Below are 25,207 nucleotides of genomic sequence, written 5' to 3'. Positions count from 1 at the left end.
CGAAAGGTGTAACGCGCAACTAAACGGGTTATTCCCGATGCCCGGAACCCGGTGGGGAATTGTGCCGCCTGCCCGACCCGGCGCGTCAGGACTCCGGGTCGACGACCGGGTCGTTGGTCGCCTCGCCGAGCCGGTGGAGCAGGCGTGTGAGGGTGCGGATGTCCTCGGGGTTCCACTGGGCCAGACGGGCTCGCCACTCGGAGATCGCCGACGCGAGAACGGCGTCGACCCGTTCGCGCCCATGATCGGTCAGCGTGACCATGCGGGCCCGTGCGTCACGCGGGTCGGGGTGCCGCTCGGCGAGCCCGAGTCGTACGACCGCGTCGATCTGCCGCGTGACCGTCGACTTCTCCATCCCGACCGCACTGACCAGGTCGGACATCGGCATCGAGTTGTGACGGGCGAGCACGGAGATGAGCGGATAGCACGACGGGTCGAGACGGCCGTCGATCTCGCGGGCCCGCAGACGCGTCCGGATTCGGCCGCGTCGCCAGAAATCGGTGAGCTCGGCTTCCAGGCCGCCGATGGCGTCGGGGCCGATGGGGTCGGCAGCCGTCGGGTCCGAGCTCATGATCGGGGAGTCCTTTCGCCGGTACGCCGTGCCGAGTCGCGGTCAGACTACCGACCGAACAGCCGTCGAGCACACGCAGCCATGGCCCATTTGCCCGATTATCGGGGTCTGTCTATGGGCGATCGCGTGGGAGCGGCCCGGTCGACGGGAGTGTGGCCTGCGTCAACCTGCTTGGAGTCGGCCTCCCCGATGGGGCACGATCGAGGAGTGAGCACGACACAACGCACCACCCCGAACGTCTGGGAGTACATCAAGTACTGCTACTGGGCGCCCCTGCCGAAGTCGATGACCGCCTGGGTCGAGAACGACCTCGCGGGACCCGGGGCCTCGTGGCGGATGGTCGTGCGGTGGGCCATCCCCTGCATCATCCTCGTGAGCCCGATGATGTTCGTCCCGGCGGACTGGGGTGTGCGGGTCATCATGACGTTTCCGATCCTCATCGCCTACCTGTTCTTCTCGATCGCGCTGAACCGCGTGTACCGCCGTCATCGGCTGGCCCAGCACGGACTCAACCCAGACCTGATCAACCGGCTCGAGCGGGAGAAGAACTCCGATCTGTACGACGAGTACCACCGCAAGTACCGCGGGGAGCATCGTCGCCGCTGATTGCGAGGTCAGTACAGGTAGTCCTCGCCGCTCGCGCGCACGGTCACGTCAGAGAGGCTGATCCCCCAGGGCTGATCGATGACGTGGACGACGGCGTCGGCCAGGTCCTCGGGAGTGATGAGCCAGTACCGGATCGAGTCCGCGTCGGTCAGCTCGGGCGGTAGTTCGCCCTTGAGCATCTGGACGACGTGCTCCCGGTACGACGCCGCGCGCTGGCCGACGATGCCGCGGATCGCGCGGTCATTGACGATCCAGCTCGCCAGATTGGTGCCCGCGACACCGGTGGGCTTGACCGTGGTGACCTTGATCTTGCCCTTCGCCTCGATCCGCAACGAGTCCGACAGCATGGTGACCGCCGCCTTCGTCGCGCTGTAGACACCCGATCCCTCGAAGCCGCCGTTGCCGTAGATCGACGCGATGTTGACGACCTGCCGGCGGCCCTGCGCGATCATCTGGTCGTAGACGGCGGAGATGCCGTTCACGACGCCCTTGATGTTGATGTCGATGGCCTTGTGCCACTTCTCCCAGGCGCGTTCGTGATCGGCGAAGAAGGCCAACGGCATGACGCCGGCGTTGTTGACGATGACGTCGATGGCCCCGAACTTCTCGACGGCGAGCGTTGCGGCCGACCGCATCTGTGCCATGTCGGTCACGTCGGCGACCTGCGCGACCGCCGATCCGCCGGCGGCGACGATGCCGTCGACAACGGCGGTCAGACCGTCGGTGTCGATGTCCACGCCGACGACATGGGCACCACGCGAGGCGCACCTCTGGGCGATGGCCTTGCCGAATCCGCCACCGGCTCCCGTGATGATGATGGTCTTGTCCTGCAAGTGATCTGACATGCATCTCCCCCGGCCGCGAATAATCGGGCCACCCTAACAGCGAACGCGGGCAGCAAGTTGGACACGAGACCCGGTCAGGGTGTGCACCCCTCAGCGCACCATGACCGAGGGGGCGCATCAGAAGAGCCCGCCGGATCCGCGGCCCTACTCGACAGACCCACCCCGGGTCGATCGTCGGCTGTGGGTCTGTCGTGTTGACCCGCTGGCCATCGATTCAGTCATATGACTCAGCATCTGTCAAGCCTTGCGGCGAGCTGATCAGAACGAGGGACGAAAACCGTTGTAGCCCTTGACAGGACTGTGTTCATGCCGAATTCTGCTTCGGGCGGCTGCATCTCGCAGACGTCATCTTCTCCCTATCGCGGTCGAGAGTGCCGTGACTTCCTCAGTGCATGCGTGTGCGGGATCGTCTCGTGCACCGACGACAGGAGATCCATGTCCGGGGCGTTACCGACGAGACGAACCTTCCTCAAGGCTGCGGCGGTCACCGCGGCCGGCGCAGCGGGCGCGATCGCTGTGTCCGCGAACGGGACCCCGGCGTCGGCGGCGCCGACGCGCCGTGTCCGGCGCACCCGGGAGGAGCATCGGGTGGTGGTGGTCGGCTCCGGATTCGGTGGAGGTGTCTCGGCACTCCGCCTGGCGCAGGCCGGTGTGCCTGTCCTGATGCTCGAGCGGGGGAAGCGATGGCCGACCGGGCCGAACTCGGAGACCTTCCCGCGGGCGTTGAGCCCCGACAAACGCATGCTGTGGCACGAGTCCACACCGAATCTGTTCGGTAAACCGCTGAGCGTCGAACCCTATGTGGGACTGTTCGAATCGGTTGCGGGCGAGAACATGACGGCGTTGTGTCCGGCGGGACTCGGTGGCGGATCGCTGGTCTATCAGGGCATGACATTGCAGCCGAGCGAGGCGGTCTTCAACGAGCACTTCCCCAACGCTCTCGACTGGCAGCTGATGAACCGCGTGCACTATCCGCGGGTCGCCGAGATGCTCAAGGTCGCGGTGGCACCCGACTCGGTGGTGCGGTCACCCCAGTATCTGGCCCCGCGTCAGTTCGCCAAACGGGTTCGCGCCGAGGGACTCCCGCTGCAGAAAATCCCGATGCCCATCGACTGGGGATACGCCGAGGCGGAGCTCCGCGGTGAGATGAAGCCGTCCTACACCAACGGTGACGGCGCGATCGGCGTGAACAACGGCGGCAAGCACAGCGTCGACGTCACCTACATCAAGCAGGCCGAGGCGACCGGGCTCGTGACCGTGCGGACACTGCACACCGTCCGGCAGGTCAGCAGGCGGAAGGACGGCAAGTGGTCCCTCGACGTCGAACGCACCGATGAGACCGGAAAGGTGCTGGAGCACAAAGAGATCGTCACCAAGACGCTCATCATGGCGGCGGGCAGTGTCAACACCACCAAGCTTCTCGTGCGGGCCCGCGAGGCAGGCGCGATCACCGACCTGCCCGATGGCCTCGGCCGCGGCTGGGGGACCAATGCCGACCGCATCTACACGTGGACGAGCCCGAGCATCGATTTCGGCACGGCGCAAGGCGGTCCGGTTGTGTACGGCAGTCCCAATTGGAGCAACCCGAAGAGTGCGTTCACCGTCATCCAGGCGTCTCTGCCCCCGATGCCGGTCTACGCCGGGACCACGATGCTGGTGGGCTTCGGTGTCAGTTCCGGACGCGGAGTCATCTCCTACGACTCGAGGGCCGGCGACGCGATCATCAAGTGGCCGCACGAGGGCGACTCGGAGATCCAGACCAAACACATCGACGGCGCGGTCCGCAGGATCGCCGGGCCCGACGCGATCCTCACCGACACCAACGCATTCTTCCCGTCGACGTGGCATGCACTCGGGGGCGCCAACATGGGCACGGTCTGCGACCTCGAGGGGCGGGTCAAGGGGCAGCCCGGTCTCTACGTCCTCGACGGTGCGCTCATGCCGGGCACCACCGCAGCCTGCAACCCGTCCATGACCATCGCCGCGGTGGCCGAACGCGCGCTCGACCACATCGTCGCCAAGGACGTGGGGGCCACGATCTGACCCTTCGTGGCTCGCTTCGCTCGCACCTCAGGGATCGAGAGGAGGTCCGCCGATGGAATGCACCCACCAGGGGCCGCCCGATGACACTATGTCGGCGATGTCGCTGCACCGGGCGGTTTCCAGGCGCGCTGTTCAGGGGTGGTTCTCGGTCGCGGTGGTCGGGGTGACCGGGGCGAGCCACATGCCGGTGAGGGCGTCGACGACGATCGAGCACTGGTGCTGCCAGGGCGTGACCGGGCGATCACCGGAATCGGCGGCGCGCTCGATGTCCGCCAGGATGTTCACGATGATGTGGCGCGTCATGTTGTTGCGGATCTCGAGAACGGGACCGGGGAACTCCGGCAGCGCACCGTACAAGCCCTCGAGGATCGCCAGCAGCGGTTTCGACTCGCCCATCTTCTCGTACAGCAGGATGGTGGTGGCCGGATCGCTGGAGACATTCGCGAAGAACCGGGCGAAGTACGTCGGGGCGCCGAGCCCGCCGACATACTCGATCTCCGGGCACACCAGACACCGGATCCAGTCGCGGACCTCCGGGTCCGGTCCGATCGCGTCGAGCGCCTTCTGACGCATTCGATCGATGGTGGCGTTGTGTCTGTCGAGGGTGGCCCGGATCAGGTCGTCCTTGGAACCGAAGTGATGGCCGACCGCATAGTTGTTGCCCTGACCGGCGGCTTTGCTGATCTGCCTGCTGGAGACCGCAGACACGCCGTGCAGCGCGATCAGCTCCTCAGCCGCGCTGATCAGCGCCTGGCGGGTACGGGCAGACTGCTCCGTCTTCCCATCGGTCATGGGTAGATGATGCCCTACCGTCGTAGGCTTGCGGCGCCGGGATTGTGACCTGTTATCCGGGTCCCGACGCGCGCGCCGACCTCCGCGGACGGACCGGTTTGCGTCGGTCAGGCCACCCGGCCCTAAGGTGGATCGACTGTACTCAAGTGAATCCGGTCCACGCCCTCACGCGGCGGGCCGTCCACGACCTGTGTGAGGGGACCTGATGGCGATCACGCCCACGGCCACGACGAGTCTGCGAGAGCTGACGCTCCGAGGGGTCATCCTCGGCGGAGTCATCACCCTCGTCTTCACGGCGGCCAATGTCTATCTCGGTCTCAAGGTCGGGCTCACGTTCGCCACCGCCATCCCGGCGGCGGTGATCTCGATGAGCATCCTGCGGTACTTCGCCAACCACTCGGTGGTGGAGAACAACATCGTCCAGACGATCGCGTCGGCTGCCGGCACGCTGTCGGCGATCATCTTCGTGATCCCCGGTCTGGTGATCATCGGGTGGTGGACGGGATTCCCGTACTGGATCACGGTCGCCGTCTGTGCGATCGGCGGCATCCTCGGCGTGATGTATTCGATCCCGCTGCGCCGGGCGCTGGTCACCGGATCCGATTTGCCCTATCCGGAAGGTGTTGCGGCGGCTGAGGTCCTGAAGGTCGGCGACTCGGCCGGCGGTGCCGCGGAGAACAAGGCCGGTCTGCGCACGATCGTCATCGGTTCGATCGCGTCGGCGGGTTTCGCTCTGCTGACGAAGCTGAAGGTCTTGAGCGACTCGATCGCGACGACGATCAAGGTCGGCGCGGGCGGCACGCTGTTCAGTGCCGGACTCTCGATGTCGCTCATCGGCATCGGGCACCTCGTCGGCGTCACCGTCGGTGTCGCGATGCTCGTCGGTCTGGTGATCTCCTACGGCGTCCTGCTGCCCATCGAGAGCCAGAACCAGGGTGAGGCAGGAGAGTCGCTCAGCGATGTCGTCTCCTCGGTGTTCGCCAACGACGTCCGGCTGATCGGCGCCGGCGCGATCGCCATCGCTGCGATCTGGACTCTCATCAAGGTGATGGGACCCATCGCAAGCGGGATCAAGGGCTCATTGGCATCGTCGCGGTCCCGCCGCGAGGGGGTGACCGTAGACATCACCGAGCGCGACATCCCGTTCAACATCGTCGGCGGCAGCATCCTCGTGCTGCTCATCCCGATCGGTCTGCTTCTGTGGGACTTCGTGCACGGCACGGTCCTCGATGGCAGCGCAGCCGGGATCATCGCGGTGAGCGTCGTCTTCGTCTTCGTCATCGGCCTGGCGGTGGCGGCGGTCTGCGGCTACATGGCCGGTCTCATCGGCTCGTCGAACTCCCCGATCTCCGGCGTCGGCATCCTGGTGGTCCTCATCGCCGCTCTCCTCATCAAGGCGACCTTCGGTGGTGCCGACTCCGCCCAAACCGACGCCCTGATCGCCTACACGTTGTTCACGGCCGCGGTGGTCTTCGGCGTCGCGACGATCTCCAATGACAACCTGCAGGACCTCAAGACCGGTCAGCTGGTCGGCGCGACACCGTGGAAGCAGCAGGTGGCGTTGGTGATCGGTGTGCTCTTCGGTTCGGCGATCATCCCGCCGATCCTCGGACTGATGTACGACGTCTTCGGTTTCGTGGGTGCTCCCGGCGCCGGCCCCGACGCTCTGGCCGCACCGCAGGCGGGCCTGCTGTCCACCCTCGCCAAGGGTGTGCTCGGCGCCGATCTGAACTGGGCCCTCATCGGACTCGGAGCCCTCATCGGCGCGATCGTCATCCTCATCGACGAACTGCTGGGTCGTGCGGGCAAGTTCCGGCTGCCGCCGCTCGCGGTCGGCATGGGCATGTACCTGCCGATGTCGGTCACCCTGATCATCCCGGTGGGCGCCTTCCTCGGTCACTTCTACAACCGCTGGGCCGAGCGCAGCGGCGGCGCAGTCGAACACAAGAAGCGCATGGGAGTGCTGCTCGCGACCGGCCTGATCGTCGGTGAGGCACTGTTCGGCGTGGTCTTCGCGGGCATCGTCGCCGCGACCGGCGACGACTCCGTGCTGGCCATCGTCGGCGACGGCTTCGAGACCTGGGCGCAGATCCTCGGCGTCATCGTGTTCGCCGGCGTCGTCGCCCTGCTCTACGACCGCATCGCCAAGCTGGCCGCCGCCAGCGGTGTGGTGCCGGAGAAGGCGGCTGCTTTCGACGCCGGTGACACCACCAAGACCGACCCCAAGGGCTGAGACCGAGAGGTCAGTCTCGGCGGATCAGACTGCCGCCGAGACGCATTCGGCGATGGCGGTGTCGAGGATGTCGAGACCGGTGCGGATCTCCTCGTCGGAGGCGGTCAGCGGGGGTGCGATGCGGAAGATCCCGCCCATGCCCGGTAGCTGGACGACGTTCATGTGGAGTCCGAGCTCGAAACACCGTGCGGTCACGGCAGACCCGAGCCGGTCGGCGCCCTGCTTGGTCGCACGGTCGGTGACGAGTTCGATGCCCTGCATGAGTCCGCGGCCGCGTACGTCGCCCACGCATTCGTGGCGCTCCTGTAGTTCGAGCAGTCCGGCGCGTAGGGCCGAACCTGCTTGTGCTGCACGGGTGTCGAGGCCGTCGCGCTGCAGGACGTCGAGCACGGTCACGCCGACGGCCGCCACCAGCGGGTCGGACACGTGGGTGGTGAAGAAGAGGTAGCCCCGGTCGTGGGCTGCCTGCTCGATCTCGGCGGTGGTGATGACCGCGGCGAGCGGGAGCCCCGCACCGAGCGTCTTCGACAGGGTGAGGATGTCGGGCACGATGCCGTCGCGCTCGAAGGCGTACCAGGAACCGGTGCGGCACAGTCCGGTCTGCGCCTCGTCGACGATGAGCAGCATCCCGCGCTCCTCGCACTTGCGTTTGAGTGCGGCGAAATAACCGGCCGGTGGGTCGATCACACCGCCCGAGGAGAGGATCGGTTCGACGATGCACGCCGCCAACGATCCGGTCGACTGGGCGTCGATGAGTTCGAAACCGAAGTCGAGCTGGCGCTGCCAGTCGAGAGCGCCGTCGGGGTTGGTGAAGTCGGGGCGGTAGGGGTTGGGCGTCGGCAACGCGAAATTGCCGGGCGCGACCGGACCGTACCCGTGCGGCCGGCGCTGTAGGTCGACGCCGCCGCGGCATGCGTCATGCCGTGCCACGACCGCGCGAAGGACACGATCTCGTGCTTGCCGGTGACGAGCTTGGCCATGCGGATCGCGGCCTCGTTGGACTCCGCGCCGGTGCTCAGCAGCAGCACCTTGTCGAGAGCGTCGGGCAGCGTGTCCGACAGCCGGGCCGACAGTTCCAGTACCGGAGGCGAGATCATCCCGCTGAACAGGTGATCGAGTTCGCCGATCTGCCGGGTGACGGTCGCGACGATGTCCGGATGCGAATGCCCGAGGATCGCCGACATCTGTCCCGAGGTGAAGTCGAGAACGGGTCGATCGTCCGCGGTGTGGACCCAGCTGCCCGATGCCCGGACGATCAGCTCCGGCGAGAACTGGCCGCCGTAGCGGACGAGATTGCGGGTGTCGACGCCTGCGGCGCCGGTGATGCTGTCGGGCTGCGTGGTCATGACAGACACCGTACGAGCGACGACCACTCCGCGCGCATCCAGACCGGGGCCCAGGTGACCTCGGACACCACGGCGGCACGACGCCGAATATCGTGTGCTGTGCAGTCGGTTTCCTCCGAAGAACCAGGGAGACACCATGGCAGTCGAGCAACCGTTGAGCGCGGCGATCGAGGACTACCTCGCGGGCGCCGACCATTATCTGGCACTGGTCGCCGAGGTGAGCCCGCAGCAGTGGGACCAGCCGGGACTGGGGGACTGGTCGGTCCGTTCACTGGTCGGACACACGAGCCGCTCGTTGACGACGGTCGCCGACTATCTCGCCCAACTCGAGCCGGACGTCGTCGACATCGATTCGGTGGCAGGCTATTACGCCCGAATCCAGGGGCTGGCGTCCTCGCCGGAGGTGACCGCGCGCGGCGTCGCCGCCGGCGTCGACCTCGGCGAAGACCCGCTCCGAAGGGCGACCGAACGCCGGGACCGCGCGGCCGAGGCGATCAGCGGTATCGCCGACCGGCGGGTCGCCACCCCGTGGGGCTCGATCCTGTTGTCCCACTATCTGCCGACGAGAACCTTCGAACTGGCCGTCCACGGACTCGACATCGCCCGCGCCATCGGATCGTCGTCGACGCTGCCGCGGACGGTGCTCGCCTCGGCCCTGGCCACGGCGGTGGAGGCGGCCGAGCTGACCGGCCAGGGCGAGCAGGCGTTGCTGATCCTCACCGGACGCGAGCAGGGTCCGATCTCGGTGGTGTGACCTCAGCCGGGAACCCGGCTGTGGGCGAACTCGGCGACGATCGCGGCGTTGAACGCCGGGAGGTCGTCGGGCTTGCGGCTGGTGATCAGCACGTTGTCGCCGCTTCGACAGGTCACGACCTCTTCGTCGATCCAGTTGCCGCCGGCGTTGATGACGTCGGTCTTGATGCTGGGGAACGAGGTGAGGGTGCGGCCGCGTACGACGTCGGCCTCGATGAGGGTCCACGGTGCGTGGCAGATCGCGGCGACCGGTTTACCGGCCTCGAAGAAGCCACGCACGAAGCGCACGGCCGGCGCCGAGGCGCGCAGGAAGTCGGGGTTGGCGACGCCACCGGGGAGAACCAGGGCGTCGAAGTCGGCGATGCGGGCATCCTCGAGGACCTTGTCGACGGGGAAGGTGTCGGCCTTGTCCAGGTGATCGAAGGCCTGGATGGTGCCGGAATCGGTGGACACCAGAACCGGCTTCCCGCCGCAGGCCTCGACAGACTTCCAGGGCTCGGTGAGTTCCACCTGCTCGGCACCCTCGGTGGCCACCAGGAATGCGACGGTGACGTTGTTGAGTTCTTCGGCCATGGTGTCTCCTCCTCGTACGCACCGGCGGACAGGGATGTGCAACGCCGTGCGGGCTGATCGGTTCGACCGCGTCTTGATCGCCGGCACCGGCCTCCCGCCGTGGTGCCTCGATCCGGACATACCCGCCCACGCTCTGCCCCAACCATGTCGCTCGCCGACGCACCGTGTTGAATGGCCTGCGATCACGCGCGCCCGCGGGGGCGGACGAAGTGAAGGGGGAAGCGGTCATGGGTGGTCTCGACGGCGTCGCGACGCTGGTTCACCTGGCCCGAGGCGGGGAGATCGGGGAATCGCACCAAACCCCGCACACCGTGCTCGTGACCGCGCCGCACCGGCAGGTGCGGCGGTACGGCACGGTCGAACAACTCGACTCCGCCCGGCGGGCCTCGACGCGGCCGGTGCTGCTCGTCCCGCCGCTGGCGGTGTCGACCGACTGCTACGACCTCTCCCCGGGACTGAGCGTCGTCGAACACCTGCTCTCCACCGGACGGGTGCCGTACGTGCTCGACTTCGGGGACATGACCCGCGGCGACCGCCACCTCGGGTTCGCCGACTTCTTCGCCGACATCGTGCCCGGCGCGATCGCCGCGACCCTGGCGGACTTCGATGGCGGCCGGTCGACCGGCGAGGGCGTCGACCTGCTCAGCTGGAGTCTCGGCGGCACCATCTCGTTCCTCACCGCCGCCGCGGACCCTGGTCTGCCGGTGCGGTCGATCACAGCGGTCGGAACCCCCCTGGACTACGACCAGGTCCCGCCGTACCCGCTGGTGAAGACCCTGATGCGGCCCATCGGGACCAAACCGGTGTCGCTCGCGCTGCGAGCCCTGGGTGGCATCCCGGCCCCGCTCGTGCGGACCGCCTACCGCGGCACCGCCTGGCAGCGGGAACTCAAGAAGCCCGGCTACATCATCCGCAACGCCGACGACACCGAGGCGCTGACTCGGATGAAGGCCATCGACCGTTTCCAGGAGACGATGCCCGGATATCCGGGCAAGGCGTCCGAGCAGATGTGGGAAAACTTCATCATGCGCGGCGAGCTGGCACGCGGCGTCCTCACCTTCGACGACGTCACCGTCGACCTCGCGAAGGTCTCGGTGCCGGTGCAACTGTTCGGCAGCCACCGCGACGCCATCGTCAGCTGGGCGGCGGCCCACCACGGCGTCGATCTGTTCACCGGGTCACCTCGCGTCGAGTTCGCGACCGTCGAGACCAGCCATCTCGGACTCATCGCCGGGTCGGCGGCCGTCGAGCAGACGTGGCCGCGGATCGACGAATTCCTGTCGAGTCTGAACTAGGGTGCGACGCTGAGCCAGTCGGCGAAGCCCGACGGGTCGTGGCGGCCGAGCGCACCGTGCTCGAACAGGCCCCAGCCCGTGCGGGTGGTGCCGTCGCCTTCCCGGCAGGTCGCCCGTCCCACGTGGTCGATGACGCCGAACGGCATGCGCCCCACGATCTCCGGGCTGGTCATGTCGTAGGTGAGCCGCTCGGTGAAGTCCTCACCTCGCCAGACACCGTGGAGCCAGTCGGGATCGCCACCGTAACCGCCCCCGACGTGGATCGGGACGGGGAGAAGTGACTCCACCTCGAACGTCACCGCCGATCCGTCCGATGCGGTGGCGGAAATGGTTGCACCGGTGGGAATCCGGGTCCCTGAGGCGTAGTGCACCGAGATTCGCGGCCAGCCGAGTTGTTCGACGCGGCCGTCCTTCCACACGCGGGAGCAGTCGTTGAGGGTGCGGAATCCGTTGGGCTCCTCCTGGACGATGAGGACGAGCTGGAAGTCGTCGAAGGCCATCGGCACGTACAGCCACCACATGCCTTCGAAGGGCGGATCTGCCGGTCGCCCTGCGGGTTCCGGCTCGCCTACCGGCCGGATTCCCCAGGATCGGTCGCGGGTCCCGATCCATGTGGACGGGTCGACCGCGATGTGTTCGCCGTCGACGGTGATGGACCCGCGCCAGGTGCCCACCTGGGCGAAGCGCTGTGCATCGAGGGTGACCTTGGTGCCCTGCCGCATGATGTGGGGCTGCTCGAGGACTGGGTCGAACAGGCCTTCCCAGTGCAGGTCGACGGCGATACCCTCGGTCTCCTCGAGAGTGAGATGCAGTGAGCGCAAGGGCTCGTCGACGGCGAGCCGGTAACCGCCGACATGCTGGTCGAGGCGATCACCGTCGATGGCATCGGACAGGTGCACCGCGGTCTGGGTGTCCGGACCGTCGTCCTGGCGACGCCGGATCAGGACGAAGGCATCCTTGATCCCGAGGTTGGGGTAGTAACCGATCCCGGTTATCAAGAAGATGCTGCCGCTGCGATCGTGGGCGTTGAGATAGGCGCGGTCGTAGAAGTTGCGATCGGAGTTCGCGGGCCACGCGATCGGTTGTGGCAGTTGATGAATCGGGAACTCGTCGAGCGGTCCGAGACCGGACATGCGATCAGCCTTCCTCGAGGAGACGTTCGAGCAGTGGACGGTGGTAGAAGAGCGTGCCGTCGACGTCGTCGGGCCGCTCGAGTTCGCCGAAGTGCACGCGTCGGGCGCCGGTACGCATGAAGACGCAGCACCACTGCACGGCGGCGTAGACATAGAACCAGCGCAGGTCGCCCAGCTCGGCGCCGGAACGTTCCCGATAGGTTGCGCGGACGTCCTCCTCGCGGAGGAGGTCGGGTAGGCCGGGAAGTCCGGCCATCGTCGCGAGCTCCTGGAACACGCTGTGCGCGAATATCACCCATGCCGCATCGAGCTCGCGTGGGCCGATCTTCGCCATCTCCCAGTCGAGCACGGCGGTCGGTTCGAAGTCGACGAACATCATGTTGCCCAGCCGGGAGTCGCCCCACGACAGCACGGGGTCGGCGGAGGCGGCGTCGTCGGGGAAGTTCGTGGTGAGCCACTCCAGAGCCCGTTCGACGAGGGGTGACCTACCGATGTCCTCGACCGACAGGTCGTACCAGTCCTGCAGCCAGGCGAGCAGTCGCGCCAGGATCGAGTCCCCCGCGGGCAGGTCGTCGAGCAGGAAATCGAAGTGCTCCGCCGCGTCGGGGATGGCGTGCAGGTCGGCGATGACGTGGACCGCGGAGTCCTGCGCACGACGACGATCGGCCGGGTCCGCGTCGGCAAACCAGTTGTCGCCGAACGTGTACGGCATGACATCGGGCGGCACGTCACCCTCCAGACGGTCCATGAGGAAGAACGGCGCACCGAGTAGCGATCCCGTCGGCTCGAGGTGATGCACGCGCGGGACCGGGACGTCGGTCAGTGCGGCGACCTTGCGCATGACCTCGAACTGATGGTCCATCCGGTAGGTGCGGAACACCGGGATGTCACCGGCCGCGGGCGCCATCCGCATCACCCACTCGCGGGTGTCGGAGCCCGGCCAGGTCGCGGTGACCGGGATGGTCTCCGACGACATGCCGTTGGCGTCGCCACCGGCCGCGACCGTCACCTCCGGAGTGGCGTCGGGGGTGTCGGGTTGTCGGGCGAGCCAAGACGCGAGGATGTCCGGGACCGAGGTGTTGTCCCTGCTGGATCGTTGTAGGTGGTCGATGCGTTCGACGGCGGGTTCGGTGGCCACGGGCACCCCCAAGATTCGCTACGGTGAGTAGCGTAATGACAGCAGGCGGGTCGCGGGACCGCAGCGACTTCGGCAAAACAGCGACTGCGACGAGAGTTGGGCCCATGGACGCTGGACGTGATGGTGCTGGTCTCGCTGCTGCCGGCCTTGATCGAGCGGAATCCGTCGAGGCGGCAGCCGGCCGGCCCCGTGATGCGCGGATCGACTCCGCGGTGCTCGACACCGCGGCCCGACTCGTCGTCGAGGTGGGCTACCACCGCCTGACGATGGCCGCGATCGCCGAGCGGGCGGGTACCACCAAGACGGCGCTGTACCGGCGATGGTCGGGTAAGGCCGAGCTCGTACACGACGTGGTGTTCGCGCAGATGACGCGCTTACCTCCGTCGACCGGAGAGATGGAGGCCGATCTGCGGTCGATGGTCGACGCCGCCCGGGACCTGTTCGCGAGACCGGTGACCCGGGTCGCGCTGCCCGGCCTGATCGCCGACATGTCCGCCGACCCGGCCCTCGCCGCCCGTGTCCACGCCGGCTTCGCCGCGGTCTTCGGCGGTGTGCGCGAGAGGTTGGTGGTCGCGGTCGAACGCGGCGAGGTGCACCCCGACGTCGACCCCGACCGTCTGATCGAGGTGGTCGGCGGATCGGCGATGTTGCACGTGCTTCTGCTGCGGGACCAGGAATTCGACGACACCTGGGCAGAGCGATTGGTGGCCATCGTCCTTCACGGTGTGATGCGCTGACCCTTCCGATCGCCGGTGACGTGGCGAATCGTCCGTCGTCGGCACATACACTCACAGAATGGCTACCCCAGACTCCGCCGGCCCCCGCACCACAGACGAGATCGTCGAGAAGATCCTGTCCACCTACGACACCATCACCGTGGTCGGTGCCAGTGCCAACACGGCCAAGCCCGCCAACGAGGTGCCCGCGCACATGAAGCACCTCGGGTGGCGGATCATCCCGGTCAACCCGACCGCCGACGAGATCGTCGGCGAGAAGGTCCACCGATCGCTCGCCGACGTCCCCGAACAGGTCGGCCTCGTCGACGTGTTCCGCCCCGGTCCCGAGTGCGCCGACGTTGCGCGCGCCGCGGTCGAGGCCGGCGCGACGGCGCTGTGGCTGCAGCTCGGAATCCGGTCGGAGGAAGCCCGCAAGATCGCCGAGGACGCCGGACTGCTCTACGTGGAGGACCGCTGCCTGATCATCGAGCAGCGGCGCACGGGCATCGTGCCCGCATGATGAGGGAGTGAGTCGACGGTGGAGTTCCTCGATGATCTGACACATCAACGACTTCCGCTGTTCCTGTTGTTCGCCTCGTTCACGGTGACCTTCGTGGTGACACGGGTGATCACCCGGCTGATCCGCGCCGGCAAGGGACCGTTCAAGAACAACGTGTCCGATGGCCTCCACGTCCACCACATGGTCCCGGGGCTCGCCCTGATGATCGTCGGGGCGTTCATCTCCGTCGGCGTGAACGGCGTCGAACCGGGTGCGTCGATCAGTGCTGTCCTGGTCGGGGTCGGCGCATCGCTGGTGCTCGACGAGTTCGCGCTGATCCTCCGTCTCCAGGACGTGTATTGGTCACGCGAAGGCCAACTCTCGGTGCAGGTCGTCGCCCTGACGGTGGCCGCCCTGGGGATGGTCATCCTCGGCTTCAACCCGTTCAACGTGGAGGCGGACGTCGAGTTCGGCCCCATCGCGTTCGCCCTGACCGCACCGATCAACATCGCCGCCGCCATCTTCTGCGTCGTCAAGGGCAAGTACTCGACCGCGATCGTCGGCGTCTTCATCCCGATCTTCGCGTGGGCCGGTGCCATCCGTCTGGCCCGGCCGAAGTCGACGTGGGCCCGGCGCCGCTACTCGCCGGCCAAGCTGGAGAAGGCTACCGCGCGGGCGCAGAGGTTCGACCATCGTTGGGGCCGTCGCGGATTGAGCATCGGCGACTGGATCGCCGGCGCACCCACCGATGATCCGATCGACCCGGCTGTTCCGGAGAAGCCGACCGAAGAGACCGGGGACGCGCTGGCGAGCTGAGCTCGCCGCGTCAGTCCGGACCGAGGCCGAAGGCCTCGTGGGCGACGTCGACGAACCGTCGCGTCGCGGGAGACGGGTCGCTTCTCCACAGGAAGCCGAGTCGTGCGCGGACGTCGACGCCCTCGATCGGCAGGCCGGTTACCCGATCGTCCGCCGCGGCGATGGATGCACTCAGGATGCCGGTTCCCATGCCGCCGCACACCAATTCGACGATCGCGTCGGGAGACGACGCCTCGATCGCGGGTCGGATGGGACCGCCCTGCGCGACTGCGGCGTCGTCGAAGACGGCCCGGATACCCGCGCCGCGCGGCAGGCAGATGAGAGACCGTTGTCGCAGGTCCGCAAGCCCGGTGGAGGTGCTTCGCTCTACGTCGGCCGGGACCACCGCGACGACGGGTTCGGCGATGACGGTGAGTGATTCGATGCCGCGCGGTAGCTCGTCGCCGTAGCCGGTCAGCGCCACGTCGAGACTGCCGTCGACGACCGAGGAGATCAGTTGATCCGATGGGGATTCCCGCAGGCTCAGAGCGACTTTCGGATGGGCGGAACCGAAGGTGCCCAATGCGGCGAACAGCGGTGCGATGGTGCACCCCTCGACCATTCCCACCGACAGACTCCCGCGGAGCAGGCCGCGAACCTCTGACACCGCATCGGTCACCTCTCGGGCCGCAGCCAGAGCCGCGCGAGCTGCGGGGAGGGCGGCCCGCCCGGCATCGGTGAGCCGGACCGACCGTGCGGAGCGATCGAAGAGCGCTGATCCCAGCTCGCGTTCGAGGCCTCGGATCTGTGCGCTGATGTTGGGTTGCGTGGTGTGCACCCGCTGCGCCGCCGAGGTGAAGCTCTCCTCGTCGGCCACGGCGACGAAGTACTCGAGCTGGCGCATCTCCATAACTGAGGATGATACCCACCATCACAACCATCACTTGGAATTATTCATGCCGGCGACGCATGGTGAAGGAGCCTGGAAAGTCCAGCTGAAAGGAAGTCATGACCAACCGCGAAACCGCCCGCACCCCCGAAGACGTCACCCGACTCTTCGTCGAGTTCTCCAACGCCGGCGATGCCGACGCCGTCGCGTCGCTCTACCATCTACCACGAGGACGCGGTCATGGCCTTCCCGCCGGGGCAGGTCACCCGGGGCAGGGCGGCGATCCGGGACCTCTGGGCCTCGGTCCTCGAACACCGGCCGACCTTCGTCGCCGAACCCCCGCTGCCGACGCTCGTCTTCGGCGACGATGTGGCCTTGACCTCGACCCCGCCGCGCGACGGCGCAGGTGCTCGCGCACAGGTCGTCACCCGACGCTCCGACGGATCCTGGGTGCGCATCATCGATCAGCCGGAGTTCCAGACCCCGGCGCGCTGACGCCGGGCCGCCACGGCCGTTTTTCTGACAGTGGATTCAGCTTCCGTGCTAGCTTCGCTGTGTCGGGGATTACACCGGCACGGCAGTCGATCGGCGCGTGAAGGGATGGGTCTGCGTGGGAGTGCCTGAGGCCGGCGAAGTCGCCGCACGAGTCGCCGAACGACTCGGCACGATGCGAGGCGCCCCGGTGTCGGTCGAATCCGCCAGGCAACTACCCGCGGGCGCGAGTCGCGCGACCTACGCCGCGACCCTCGTCGACGCCGCCGGCGTACCCGAACCGATCATCATCCGCGCCGTTCCGGCCGCGGAGGACGACGGGGGACTGGGCGCGGAAGCCGAGGTCCTGCGGGCCGCCGCCGACGCCGGGGTTCCGGTGCCGGAGATCCTCGACGTCGGCCTGGGCGACGACAGCGTCCTCGGGTTCCCCTACCTGGCAATGAATTTCATCGGTGGAGAGTCGATCCCGCGGCGGATCCTCCGCGACGACACGTATGCCGCCGCACGCGGCCGGTTCGTCGAGCAGTGCGGCGGGATCCTGGCGCGCGTCCACCGCATCGACGCCACGCAGACGCCGGGACTCGACGAACTCGTCGACCCGGTCGAGGCGCTTCACGCGCTGTTCCCGCGTGAGTTCGACGCGATGCCGGCCGGCCTGGTCCTCGCGACCCAGTGGCTCGTGGCCAATCCGCCGCCGTCGTCTCCCGGTTCCTGCGTCGTCCATGGTGATTTCCGGCTCGGTAACCTCCTCGTCGATGCCGATGGTGTTGCCGCGGTGCTCGATTGGGAACTTGTCCACATCGGCGACCCCGTCGAGGATCTCGGCTGGCTGTGCGCGAAGGCCTGGCGTTTCGGCGGCGCCACCCCGGTCGCCGGAATGGGCGAGCGTGCTTCACTTCTCGACGCCTATGCCGAGGTGGCCGGGTGGCGACCCACCGAAGAAGCCCTCCGCTGGTGGGAGTTGTACGCCACGGTGAAGTGGGGTCTGATCTGTGCGGTGCAGGCCAACCGGCACCTCGACGGCATCGAACGGTCCGTCGAACTCGCCGCGATCGGACGACGAAGTGCCGAGCAGGAATTCGACGCTCTGCTCGATCTGGGAGTCGTCTCGCCGGAGGTTGTCCCGGATCCGCTGGGCGTCGAAGCCACTGTCCCCGACGAGGAGCCGCACGGGTCGCCGTCGTCGTTCGAGTTGCTCGATGCCCTCGCCGGCTTCCTGCGCTCCGACTCCGTGACCGCCGAGATGTCACCGCAGGTCAGGTTCCACACCCGGGTCGCCGGCAACGTCGTGGACGTCGTCCGGCGCCAGGTGCTGCTCGGCGCGACCCACGCCGCGGAGAGTGCTCAGCGCCTGGCGGCCCTGGGCGTCGCCGATCAGCGTGCCCTGTGCGACGCGCTGCGGTCCGGCGAACTCGACGGCACCGACGAGAAGGTGCGCGCAGCGATCGCCGCCGACGTCCGGGCGCGGTTGCTGGTCGCCAACCCGAAGTACTTCGCGGTCCCGCATCCGTGACCGCGTGACACCCGATCGAGAAGGATTCACCGTGGACTTCGCACTGCCCGAGTCGCTGAGCGACTACCTGGAAGAACTCGACGCCTTCATCGAGGCGGAGATCAAGCCGCTCGAGCAGGCCGACGACAACATCCGGTTCTTCGACCACCGGCGTGAGGACTCGCGCACGGACTGGGAGCGCGGTGGTCTGCCGAATGCGGAATGGGAGGCGCTGCTCGGCGAGGCGCGTCGGCGGGCCGACGCCGCGGGCCATTTCCGCTACCCGTTCCCCAAGGAGTTCGGTGGCCGCGACGGATCGAACCTCTCCATGGCGATCATCCGCGAGCACCTCGCGTCGAAAGGGCTGGGCCTGCACTGCGATCTGCAGAACGAGCACGCCATCGTCGGCAACAACATCGGACTGCTGCTGATGCTGGCGTACGGCTCCCCCGAACAGCAGGAGGAGTGGGTCGAGGGGCTCGCTGCCGGGACCAAGTTCTTCGCCTTCGGAATCACCGAGCCCGAGCACGGTTCCGACGCGACGTACATGGAGACGACCGCGGTTCGCGACGGCGACGACTGGATCATCAACGGCGAGAAGACCTGGAACACCGGCATCCACGCCGCCCACCGCGACATCGTCTTCGCCCGCACGAGCGGCGAACCCGGTGACGCACGGGGCATCACCGCGTTTCTCGTCGACCCGCAGGCGCCGGGTTTCGCTGTCGAGGAGTACCTGTGGACGTTCAACATGCCCACCGATCACGCGCACATCAGCCTGCGCGATGTGCGGGTGCCGGAGTCTGCGGTGTTCGGTGAGGAGGGCGCCGGTTTGCAGGTGGTGCAGCACTTCTTCAACGAGAACCGGATTCGGCAGGCCGCTTCGAGTCTCGGTGCGGCGCAATACTGCGTGAACCGTGCCGTCGAGTACGCCAACGAGCGGGCGCCGTTCGGCAAGAAGCTCTCGACCAACCAGGCGATCCAGTTCCCGCTCGTCGACCTGCACACGCGCTGCGCGATGGTCCGCGCGCTCATCCGGGAGACGGCCTGGAAGATGGACACCTACGGCAACTTCGCGGCGTCGGCGGAGGTGTCGATGTGCAACTACCAGGCCAACCGGTTGTGCTGCGACGCCGCCGATCAGGCCATGCAGGTGTTCGGCGGCAAGGGTTACTCGCGGCACGAACCGTTCGAGCACATCTACCGTCACCACCGGCGTTACCGCATCACCGAGGGCGCCGACGAGATCCAGATGCGACGCGTCGCCGGATACCTGTTCGGTTTCATGTCGGGCAAGGCGCCCAAGGGAGTGGGCTCGGCCTGAGTAGGCTGAACACCATGCGAGATCGTGTGCGAAGCGTGCCGAATCGGGTGATCCGGTCATGATCGCGGTCATCATCATCGTCGCGACCGTGGTGGTCGCACTGTTCGTCCTGGGCGGGGCGGCGTGGTTCGCCTGGGACTCCGACAAACGGGTGCGCAACTTCGCGCGGTCCACCGACCTCATCCCCGGCCGGCCAGGACGCGCACCGGCGAGTTGGACCACTGACAACAGCCGAGAGGCATTGCTGCATCGGCGTATTCGTTACGCGATCGCCGACGTGCACGCCAATCCGGCCATCCCACTCGACGAGGAACTGGTGTCGGCGCGCGACCGGCTGGACGACGCGGTCTTCGAACTCGACGACCGGCTCATCGCGGCTGCCGAGACCGGTGGCGACGAGGCCACCGAGGTCCTCGACAGCGCCGAATCGGCGGTCAAGGCGCTCGAGGCCCTGCCCAAGAAACTGTGGGAGGCGCCCACGTCGGATCAGCTCGCCGACCTGGATCGCGTGACGCGGGTCCTGTCGCGCGGCTGACCCGCAGATCTCGTCAGCCCTCGGTGAGATCCAGCAGCTTTCGCACAGTGCGCAGGTTACGGCCGGTGCCCTGCACACCCAGCCCTCGCGCGATCGCAGGAGCGGTGAGTTTCGACCGGCCGGCGCCCTCGGCGTAGCGGATGTGGAGATCGGAGCCGATCACCCGTTTGATGTCACCGCCGAAGTCCTTCCCCTCGAAGGCGGCAGCCTTGTCGGCATCGGGTTCGGCGACGAGGAAGTAGACGTAGGAGTACTTGTCGTCGACAACCTCGAAGGGGTGCGCGTCGAGCGCTGCCCGCACTTCGGCGGGTGTGCGACTGACGACCTCGCGGAAGAACCCGTAGCGCTTCTCGATCTCGTGCCCGAGTGCACGGTCGAACTCGGCGGGATCACCCGGTGGTGAGCAGAGAAGATTGCCGGACGCGATGTAGGTCGAGACATCGGTGGCTCCGAGTTCGGTTGCGATCTCCCGTAGTTCGGCCATCGGCAGCTTGGCGCCGCCGACGTTGACCGCTCGGATGAGGACGATGCGCGTCGTCGATGATTCGCTCACCGGTTCATGATGGCAGCGGCCTCACAACTTGGACAGGTCGGTGCGCGCCAGCATCACGTTGTAGTCGTCCCAGCGCGACACCACGAAGTACAGATTCTTTCCGCTCGAACGTGGGTGGATGTACGGCGTGTACAGGCCGCTCGACTGCTTGTTGGAGACGAGCACGCGCTCGCCGCTCCACGGGCCGACCGGGGTGGGGGACGTGCGCATCATGACGGTGCCGGCACGTTCGGTGAGCATGACGAACTTCTTGAGGTAGTTGTTGTAGGCCACCGACATCTCGCTGACCGGCCGCCCGACGATCGGCGCGGCGTCGGCCGGGTTCGGCGACCATGCGTTGCCGCCCCGGAAGTATTGGTAGCGGCTCAGATTCAGGATGTCCGCGGGTCGGAAGCGAGCGACGAACGCCGAGCCGTGCCGGCCGTTGGGCGTGCCGTACTGGTAGATGTAGTCGCCGCTGCGCAGGAAGGCGCCCATCTGGAATCGGCTGTGGCCCTGCGCGATCTGCGGTACGCCGGGCACGGTCAGTTCGAGGTTCGCACGGATGGTGTTGTTGTCGACGGTCCAGGTCTGACCGTTGTTGCGTGACACCGCGATCGCCGAGTAGTTGGTGGCCCATCGTCCCGGACCCAGCCACTTGTGGATCGACATGAAGCTCAGGAACTGGGTGCCGTTGATCGAGATGCCGCCGGTCGGGATGCGTCCGACCTCGGTGTTGCGGACGCCTATTGCGTTGAACATCGGCTGCGAATAGGTGGGATGCGCGGGCGTCACCGATGCGCCGGAGCGGACCGACCCGGGTATGGCGGTCGGGAAGCGGATGGCCTTGTCGAGATTCGAGTTCGCGTCGCTGCGGAGCATCGTGTTGTGTCGCCACACCATCTGACCGGCGCATTTACCCCAGGTGTCGCCGAAGGCCATGAGGACCTGACCCGAACCGTTGTCCCACGGCACCCCGACGTCGGTGGCGGTGATCCCGAAGCGGGCGTCGGTGCGTTCAGGGCTCCGCGGTCCGGTGACCCACGAGACGGCGGTGGTCGCGCCCTTGAGCTTGGGCAGCGGCCCCTGCGGCTTCTTGCCGTCGGCGCGGTAACTACCGAAGTCGATGCTGCCCCAGCCGAGGTCGCTGGACCCGGAGCTGCCCGTGCTGCCGACGTCGCCACCGGTGATGCCGGTGACGTTGCAGACCGCCGCGGCGGCGGGGGAGGCCGCCGCGGAGAGGAGGCCCGCGACCAGGCCGACGGTCACGCCACCGACCACGAGGGCGTGCGAGAACGGGCGCAGGCGTACACGGCTGCGTCGGGACATGGGGACCCCCTGTGGCTACGGCTGATGCCAGTGTTGCAGAAGTGGCAGGTCCGAGTGGTGGAGGTGGCCAAAGCTTGACCGGGGCGTGATCCGGGAGCCGCTTAGTGGCGCGTCGCGACCGCGAAGGCGCGCCGGAACGGCATGAGCGTGCCCCAGTCGTGGCGAGGGTAGGCCTCGGCGAGCCGACGCTTGAGCTCGGGGACGAACTCCTCGCGCAGATGGGTGGGCAAGGCCTGCAGGTACGACCGGGCGCCGGTGCTGAAGATCCAGTCGAACACCGGATCGTTGCCGCCAAGGACATGCAGGTAGGTGGTCTCCCACGCGTTCACCCGGAAACCGCGATCGACGAAGAACCGCAGGTAGTCCTCGGCGTCGAGGCGTGGGAGCGGCTTGACCTCGCTCAGCGATTCGGCGAACGGTTCGGTCGTGGCGAGATCGGCCAGCGCGGTGCGGAACGGGGCGTCGTGCCCGTTGGGGACCTGGATCGCGAAGGCGCCGCCGTCGGAGAGGTGGCCCAGCAGACGGTCGATGACCTCGAGCTGGTCGGGGACCCACTGGAACATCGCGTTCGAGATCATCAGGTCGAACGTGCGGTGCGGTGTCCAGTCGACCACGTCGGCGACGTCGAAGTTGGCGCGTGGATCGAAGTTGTCGCTGATGGCACGGTCGATCATGGCCGCGGACTCGTCGATGCCGAGGATCTCGGCGCTCGGCCACTGGGCGCGCAGATGTTTGGTGAGATGACCCGGGCCGCATCCGAGATCGACGATCGTCGTGGGATTGGTGGGGATCTGCGCGATCAGGTCGAGGAAGGGTCTCGACCGGTCGTCGGCGAATTGCAGATAGCGTGCTGGATCCCAGACAGCCATGTGTCCACACTAGGGGTCCGGCGGGGGTGGTGTCACGGAGCGAGAGCTTCGGCCGGCGTGGTTCTGCGACAGGATCGGTCTGGGGAGTCGTCGTGGCGCTGCCGTAGGCTTCCCTGCGTGACAGATCCCGCGAACCCTTCTTCCGAGAACCCGACCAGCACCGATGGTGCGGCTGTCGTGGAGATATCCACCGATGGCGCATGCCTGGGCAACCCCGGGCCCGGCGGGTGGGGTGCGGTTCTGCGGTACAAGGGCACCGAGAAGCGGATCTCCGGGTCGGAACCCGAATCCACGAACAACAAGATGGAACTCACCGCTGCCATCGAGGGTCTCGCCGCGCTGACCAGGCCGTCGAAGGTGATCATCTACACCGACTCCACCTATGTGCGGAACGGCATCATGAAGTGGGTCGCCGGCTGGCAGGCGAACGGCTGGAAGACCAAGGACAAGAAGCCGGTGAAGAACGCCGACCTGTGGCGCCGCCTCATCGAGGAGGAGAAGCGTCACGAGGTCGAGTGGCGCTGGGTGAAGGGTCACGCCGGTGACCACTTCAACGAGATCGCCGACGAACTCGCGACCACCGCGGCCCGGGCGGTCACCCGGTGAGCAGCCTGCCCGTCGCCGTCGAGCCCAACCGGGACGAGCACCTCGTCGCCGCAGTCGAGGGCGCCGGCGGCACGATCGTCGGGCTCGACGAGGCGCGGGTACTGGTCTGGATCGGCCCGCCCGCCGAGTTCCCCGAGCTGCCGGATGCCGTCGAGTGGGTGGCCCTCAAGACGGCGGGTATCGAGGACTTCCTGGATGCCGGCCTCCTCGACAACCGCCGTGTCTGGACCAACGCGGCCGGTTTCTACGCCGAGAACGTGGCCGAGCACGCGCTCGCGCTGCTTCTCGCCGGTCTCCGCCAGATCAACACCGCGGTCACGCGGCACTGGGACAAGGAGCGGATCGACACCTCGGTGCGGTCGCTGCACGGTTCGACGGTCGCCATCATCGGCGCCGGCGGCATCGGCGCGTCGCTGGGCCCGCGGTTGAAGGCGTGCGGAGCGCGTGTCGTCGCGGTGAACCGTTCGGGCCGCGATGTGCCCGGCGCCGACGAGGTGCGACGCTCCAGCGAACTGGACTCGGTGTGGTCCTCGGTCGATCATGTGGTGCTCGCCGCGCCGTCGACGGCGAAGACGCGGCACATGATCAACGCCGAAACCCTTGCCGCACTTCCGAGTCACGCGTGGGTCGTGAGCATCGCGCGCGGTCCGCTGGTCGACGAGGAGGCCTTGTACCGAGCGCTGGTCGACGGTGAGATCGCCGGCGCGGCGCTCGACGTGACCGATCCCGAACCGCCGGCCGAGGACCACCCGCTGTGGTCGCTGCCGAACGTCATCATCACTCCTCACGTCGCGAACCCGGCCTCGGGCCTGACACGCGAGATGGCGCCGTGGCTGGCCGAAAACGTGCGCCGATTCGCGGCGGGCGAGGAACTGATCTCGGTGGTCACACCCGGCCGCGACTACTGAGCAAGGCCAGTTTCTAGAACACGTTCTCGTTTCCGGCCCGTTCGTGGCAAGGTCGGGGAGTGATTCTCGACAGATTCCGTATCGATGACCATGTCGCCGTCGTCACCGGTGCCGGTCGCGGCCTGGGTGCGGCCATCGCCGTGGCCTTCGCGCAGGCAGGTGCCGACGTGGTGATCGCGGCGCGCAGCGAGTTCGACCTCGACCAGGTGGCCGGACAGATCGCCGACGCCGGGCGGCGCGCCCACGTCGTCCCGGTCGATCTCAGCAATGCCGACGCCGCCGCCGCGCTCGCCCAGGCGGCGGTGGAGGAGTTCGGGCGGCTGGACACGATCGTCAACAACGTCGGCGGCGCGATGCCCCGGCCGCTCCTCGACACCACTCCCAAGCACCTCGTCGACGCCTTCGACTTCAACGTCGCCAACGCTCACGCGCTCGTCGTGGCCGGCGCCAAGCAGATGCTCGCGACGACCGGTCACGGCTCGATCATCAACATCACCTCGGCCGTCGGCCGGGTGCCCGGTCGCGCGTATGCCGCCTACGGAACCGCGAAAGCCGCTCTGGCGCACTACACCCGGATCGCCGCGATGGACCTGAACCCGAAGATCCGGGTCAACGGCATCGCGCCGGGCGCGATCCTCACCTCGTCGCTGGAGATCGTCGCAGGCAACGACGAGATGCGGACCGCCGTGGAGAGTGCCACCCCGATGCACCGGCTCGGCGAGCCGGAGGACATCGCCGCCGCCGCGCTCTACCTCGCATCGCCGGCGGGCGCGTACGTGACCGGCAAGATCCTCGAGGTCGACGGCGGGATCATCGCCCCCAACCTGGACCTGCCGATCCCGGACCTGTAGGGGTTTCGACGGGGCTCAACCAGCGGGGAGGGCTCAGCCGAC

At 67.5% G+C, this 25,207-nt stretch carries 24 protein-coding genes and 2 pseudogenes; 15 read left to right on the top strand and 11 right to left on the bottom strand.

The annotated features are described in order from the left end of the window. Positions 1-85: 85 nt before the first annotated feature. The gene (locus tag GKZ92_RS21860; RefSeq protein WP_006359619.1) at positions 86-571 is read right to left on the bottom strand and encodes a MarR family winged helix-turn-helix transcriptional regulator; all 486 of its coding nucleotides are present in this window, start codon (positions 569-571) and stop codon (positions 86-88) included. A 189-nt stretch (positions 572-760) separates the two neighbouring features. Here GKZ92_RS21860 and GKZ92_RS21855 point away from each other — a divergent pair, with 189 nt between their 5' ends. Beyond that, the gene (locus GKZ92_RS21855) at positions 761-1,177 is read left to right on the top strand and encodes a DUF5313 domain-containing protein (RefSeq protein WP_042375989.1); all 417 of its coding nucleotides are present in this window, start codon (positions 761-763) and stop codon (positions 1,175-1,177) included. 8 nt (positions 1,178-1,185) lie between these two features. Here the strand turns inward: GKZ92_RS21855 and GKZ92_RS21850 are convergent, their stop codons facing one another. Then, positions 1,186-2,022 (bottom strand): SDR family oxidoreductase, encoded by an 837-nt coding sequence (locus GKZ92_RS21850; RefSeq protein ID WP_006359621.1) that lies wholly within the window; start codon positions 2,020-2,022, stop codon positions 1,186-1,188. Positions 2,023-2,457: 435 nt separating this feature from the next. Here GKZ92_RS21850 and GKZ92_RS21845 point away from each other — a divergent pair, with 435 nt between their 5' ends. Continuing rightward, positions 2,458-4,065, top strand: coding sequence for a GMC oxidoreductase (locus GKZ92_RS21845; protein ID WP_006359622.1), 1,608 nt, complete (start codon positions 2,458-2,460; stop codon positions 4,063-4,065). A 132-nt stretch (positions 4,066-4,197) separates the two neighbouring features. On the opposite strand, the gene GKZ92_RS21840 is transcribed toward GKZ92_RS21845, so the two are convergent. Beyond that, positions 4,198-4,857, bottom strand: coding sequence for a TetR/AcrR family transcriptional regulator (locus GKZ92_RS21840; protein ID WP_006358058.1), 660 nt, complete (start codon positions 4,855-4,857; stop codon positions 4,198-4,200). Between the two features lie 205 nt (positions 4,858-5,062). On the opposite strand from GKZ92_RS21840, the gene GKZ92_RS21835 reads away from it, so the two are divergent. After that, positions 5,063-7,090 carry an OPT family oligopeptide transporter gene (locus GKZ92_RS21835; protein ID WP_006358057.1) on the top strand — a complete coding sequence of 676 codons (2,028 nt, stop codon included), beginning with the start codon at positions 5,063-5,065 and terminating at the stop codon, positions 7,088-7,090. A 24-nt stretch (positions 7,091-7,114) separates the two neighbouring features. Here the strand turns inward: GKZ92_RS21835 and GKZ92_RS21830 are convergent. Beyond that, positions 7,115-8,436 (bottom strand): annotated as a pseudogene (locus GKZ92_RS21830) (aspartate aminotransferase family protein). Positions 8,437-8,572: 136 nt separating this feature from the next. Here GKZ92_RS21830 and GKZ92_RS21825 point away from each other — a divergent pair. Then, entirely contained in the window at positions 8,573-9,190 is a 618-nt protein-coding gene (locus GKZ92_RS21825; protein WP_006358054.1) for a maleylpyruvate isomerase family mycothiol-dependent enzyme, read from the top strand. 2 nt (positions 9,191-9,192) lie between these two features. Here the strand turns inward: GKZ92_RS21825 and GKZ92_RS21820 are convergent, their stop codons facing one another. Further along, entirely contained in the window at positions 9,193-9,762 is a 570-nt protein-coding gene (locus tag GKZ92_RS21820) for a type 1 glutamine amidotransferase domain-containing protein (protein ID WP_006358053.1), read from the bottom strand. 227 nt (positions 9,763-9,989) lie between these two features. Here GKZ92_RS21820 and GKZ92_RS21815 point away from each other — a divergent pair, with 227 nt between their 5' ends. Next, positions 9,990-11,057 (top strand): alpha/beta hydrolase, encoded by a 1,068-nt coding sequence (locus GKZ92_RS21815; protein ID WP_006358052.1) that lies wholly within the window; start codon positions 9,990-9,992, stop codon positions 11,055-11,057. Here GKZ92_RS21815 and GKZ92_RS21810 read toward each other — a convergent pair. Next, positions 11,054-12,190, bottom strand: a complete 1,137-nt coding sequence (locus GKZ92_RS21810; RefSeq protein ID WP_006358051.1) for a hypothetical protein — start codon at positions 12,188-12,190, stop codon at positions 11,054-11,056. The genes GKZ92_RS21815 and GKZ92_RS21810 overlap by 4 nt on opposite strands. A 4-nt stretch (positions 12,191-12,194) precedes the next feature. Continuing rightward, positions 12,195-13,328 (bottom strand): phosphotransferase family protein, encoded by a 1,134-nt coding sequence (locus GKZ92_RS21805; protein WP_006358050.1) that lies wholly within the window; start codon positions 13,326-13,328, stop codon positions 12,195-12,197. A gap of 104 nt (positions 13,329-13,432) precedes the next feature. Here GKZ92_RS21805 and GKZ92_RS21800 point away from each other — a divergent pair, with 104 nt between their 5' ends. The 3 genes from GKZ92_RS21800 to GKZ92_RS21790 are packed head-to-tail and all read left to right on the top strand — an operon-like array spanning position 13,433 to position 15,359. Next, positions 13,433-14,065 (top strand): TetR/AcrR family transcriptional regulator, encoded by a 633-nt coding sequence (locus tag GKZ92_RS21800; RefSeq protein ID WP_035753667.1) that lies wholly within the window; start codon positions 13,433-13,435, stop codon positions 14,063-14,065. Positions 14,066-14,123: 58 nt separating this feature from the next. Then, entirely contained in the window at positions 14,124-14,564 is a 441-nt protein-coding gene (locus GKZ92_RS21795; protein ID WP_006358048.1) for a CoA-binding protein, read from the top strand. 18 nt (positions 14,565-14,582) lie between these two features. Then, on the top strand, positions 14,583-15,359 hold the full coding sequence (locus GKZ92_RS21790; RefSeq protein ID WP_006358047.1) for a hypothetical protein: 777 nt from the start codon (positions 14,583-14,585) through the stop codon (positions 15,357-15,359). Positions 15,360-15,369: 10 nt separating this feature from the next. Here the strand turns inward: GKZ92_RS21790 and GKZ92_RS21785 are convergent, their stop codons facing one another. Further along, a complete protein-coding gene (locus tag GKZ92_RS21785; protein WP_006358046.1) occupies positions 15,370-16,248 on the bottom strand; it encodes a LysR family transcriptional regulator in 879 nt (292 codons plus the stop codon). A 98-nt stretch (positions 16,249-16,346) separates the two neighbouring features. Here GKZ92_RS21785 and GKZ92_RS21780 point away from each other — a divergent pair. From GKZ92_RS21780 to GKZ92_RS21765, 4 genes and pseudogenes are all read left to right on the top strand, one after another. After that, positions 16,347-16,722: pseudogene (locus GKZ92_RS21780) on the top strand (YybH family protein). A 115-nt stretch (positions 16,723-16,837) separates the two neighbouring features. Then, positions 16,838-18,232 carry a phosphotransferase family protein gene (locus GKZ92_RS21775; RefSeq protein WP_035753826.1) on the top strand — a complete coding sequence of 465 codons (1,395 nt, stop codon included), beginning with the start codon at positions 16,838-16,840 and terminating at the stop codon, positions 18,230-18,232. A 31-nt stretch (positions 18,233-18,263) separates the two neighbouring features. Next, the gene (locus GKZ92_RS21770; protein ID WP_006358043.1) at positions 18,264-19,535 is read left to right on the top strand and encodes an acyl-CoA dehydrogenase family protein; all 1,272 of its coding nucleotides are present in this window, start codon (positions 18,264-18,266) and stop codon (positions 19,533-19,535) included. Between the two features lie 58 nt (positions 19,536-19,593). Then, the gene (locus GKZ92_RS21765) at positions 19,594-20,070 is read left to right on the top strand and encodes a hypothetical protein (protein WP_006358042.1); all 477 of its coding nucleotides are present in this window, start codon (positions 19,594-19,596) and stop codon (positions 20,068-20,070) included. Between the two features lie 13 nt (positions 20,071-20,083). Here GKZ92_RS21765 and GKZ92_RS21760 read toward each other — a convergent pair whose 3' ends face one another. The 3 genes from GKZ92_RS21760 to GKZ92_RS21750 all read right to left on the bottom strand — a co-directional run bounded on the left by GKZ92_RS21760 (position 20,084) and on the right by GKZ92_RS21750 (position 22,800). Then, positions 20,084-20,623 (bottom strand): DUF1697 domain-containing protein, encoded by a 540-nt coding sequence (locus GKZ92_RS21760; protein WP_006358041.1) that lies wholly within the window; start codon positions 20,621-20,623, stop codon positions 20,084-20,086. 21 nt (positions 20,624-20,644) lie between these two features. Next, the gene (locus GKZ92_RS21755; RefSeq protein ID WP_006358040.1) at positions 20,645-21,931 is read right to left on the bottom strand and encodes a DUF4185 domain-containing protein; all 1,287 of its coding nucleotides are present in this window, start codon (positions 21,929-21,931) and stop codon (positions 20,645-20,647) included. Between the two features lie 101 nt (positions 21,932-22,032). After that, positions 22,033-22,800 (bottom strand): methyltransferase domain-containing protein, encoded by a 768-nt coding sequence (locus GKZ92_RS21750; protein WP_006358039.1) that lies wholly within the window; start codon positions 22,798-22,800, stop codon positions 22,033-22,035. Between the two features lie 117 nt (positions 22,801-22,917). On the opposite strand from GKZ92_RS21750, the gene rnhA reads away from it, so the two are divergent. The 3 genes from rnhA to GKZ92_RS21735 are packed head-to-tail and all read left to right on the top strand — an operon-like array spanning position 22,918 to position 25,165. Then, positions 22,918-23,406 (top strand): ribonuclease HI, encoded by a 489-nt coding sequence (gene rnhA, locus GKZ92_RS21745; protein ID WP_006358038.1) that lies wholly within the window; start codon positions 22,918-22,920, stop codon positions 23,404-23,406. Next, the gene (locus GKZ92_RS21740; protein WP_006358037.1) at positions 23,403-24,314 is read left to right on the top strand and encodes a D-isomer specific 2-hydroxyacid dehydrogenase family protein; all 912 of its coding nucleotides are present in this window, start codon (positions 23,403-23,405) and stop codon (positions 24,312-24,314) included. Before rnhA ends, GKZ92_RS21740 begins: the two co-directional genes overlap by 4 nt. Positions 24,315-24,373: 59 nt before the next feature. Further along, positions 24,374-25,165, top strand: a complete 792-nt coding sequence (locus tag GKZ92_RS21735) for an SDR family oxidoreductase (protein ID WP_006358036.1) — start codon at positions 24,374-24,376, stop codon at positions 25,163-25,165. The last annotated feature ends 42 nt before the right edge of the window (positions 25,166-25,207 follow it).

The sequence above is a fragment of the Gordonia sp. 135 genome (genome assembly GCF_009720185.1).
In the GTDB taxonomy this organism is placed as follows: Bacteria; Actinomycetota; Actinomycetes; order Mycobacteriales; family Mycobacteriaceae; genus Gordonia; species Gordonia alkanivorans.
Note: the sequence above shows the minus strand (reverse complement) of the source record. Positions and strands in the feature narration are given on the sequence as shown.

Bases quoted from the DNA above. Each gene is read 5' to 3' on its own strand.
- GKZ92_RS21860 (WP_006359619.1), bottom strand. From the start codon at position 571: ATGAGCTCGGACCCGACGGCTGCCGACCCCATCGGCCCCGACGCCATC.
- GKZ92_RS21855 (WP_042375989.1), top strand. From the start codon at position 761: ATGGGGCACGATCGAGGAGTGAGCACGACACAACGCACCACCCCGAAC.
- GKZ92_RS21850 (WP_006359621.1), bottom strand. From the start codon at position 2,022: ATGTCAGATCACTTGCAGGACAAGACCATCATCATCACGGGAGCCGGT.
- GKZ92_RS21845 (WP_006359622.1), top strand. From the start codon at position 2,458: ATGTCCGGGGCGTTACCGACGAGACGAACCTTCCTCAAGGCTGCGGCG.
- GKZ92_RS21840 (WP_006358058.1), bottom strand. From the start codon at position 4,857: ATGACCGATGGGAAGACGGAGCAGTCTGCCCGTACCCGCCAGGCGCTG.
- GKZ92_RS21835 (WP_006358057.1), top strand. From the start codon at position 5,063: ATGGCGATCACGCCCACGGCCACGACGAGTCTGCGAGAGCTGACGCTC.
- GKZ92_RS21825 (WP_006358054.1), top strand. From the start codon at position 8,573: ATGGCAGTCGAGCAACCGTTGAGCGCGGCGATCGAGGACTACCTCGCG.
- GKZ92_RS21820 (WP_006358053.1), bottom strand. From the start codon at position 9,762: ATGGCCGAAGAACTCAACAACGTCACCGTCGCATTCCTGGTGGCCACC.
- GKZ92_RS21815 (WP_006358052.1), top strand. From the start codon at position 9,990: ATGGGTGGTCTCGACGGCGTCGCGACGCTGGTTCACCTGGCCCGAGGC.
- GKZ92_RS21810 (WP_006358051.1), bottom strand. From the start codon at position 12,190: ATGTCCGGTCTCGGACCGCTCGACGAGTTCCCGATTCATCAACTGCCA.
- GKZ92_RS21800 (WP_035753667.1), top strand. From the start codon at position 13,433: ATGGACGCTGGACGTGATGGTGCTGGTCTCGCTGCTGCCGGCCTTGAT.
- GKZ92_RS21795 (WP_006358048.1), top strand. From the start codon at position 14,124: ATGGCTACCCCAGACTCCGCCGGCCCCCGCACCACAGACGAGATCGTC.
- GKZ92_RS21785 (WP_006358046.1), bottom strand. From the start codon at position 16,248: ATGGAGATGCGCCAGCTCGAGTACTTCGTCGCCGTGGCCGACGAGGAG.
- GKZ92_RS21765 (WP_006358042.1), top strand. From the start codon at position 19,594: ATGATCGCGGTCATCATCATCGTCGCGACCGTGGTGGTCGCACTGTTC.
- GKZ92_RS21755 (WP_006358040.1), bottom strand. From the start codon at position 21,931: ATGTCCCGACGCAGCCGTGTACGCCTGCGCCCGTTCTCGCACGCCCTC.
- GKZ92_RS21750 (WP_006358039.1), bottom strand. From the start codon at position 22,800: ATGGCTGTCTGGGATCCAGCACGCTATCTGCAATTCGCCGACGACCGG.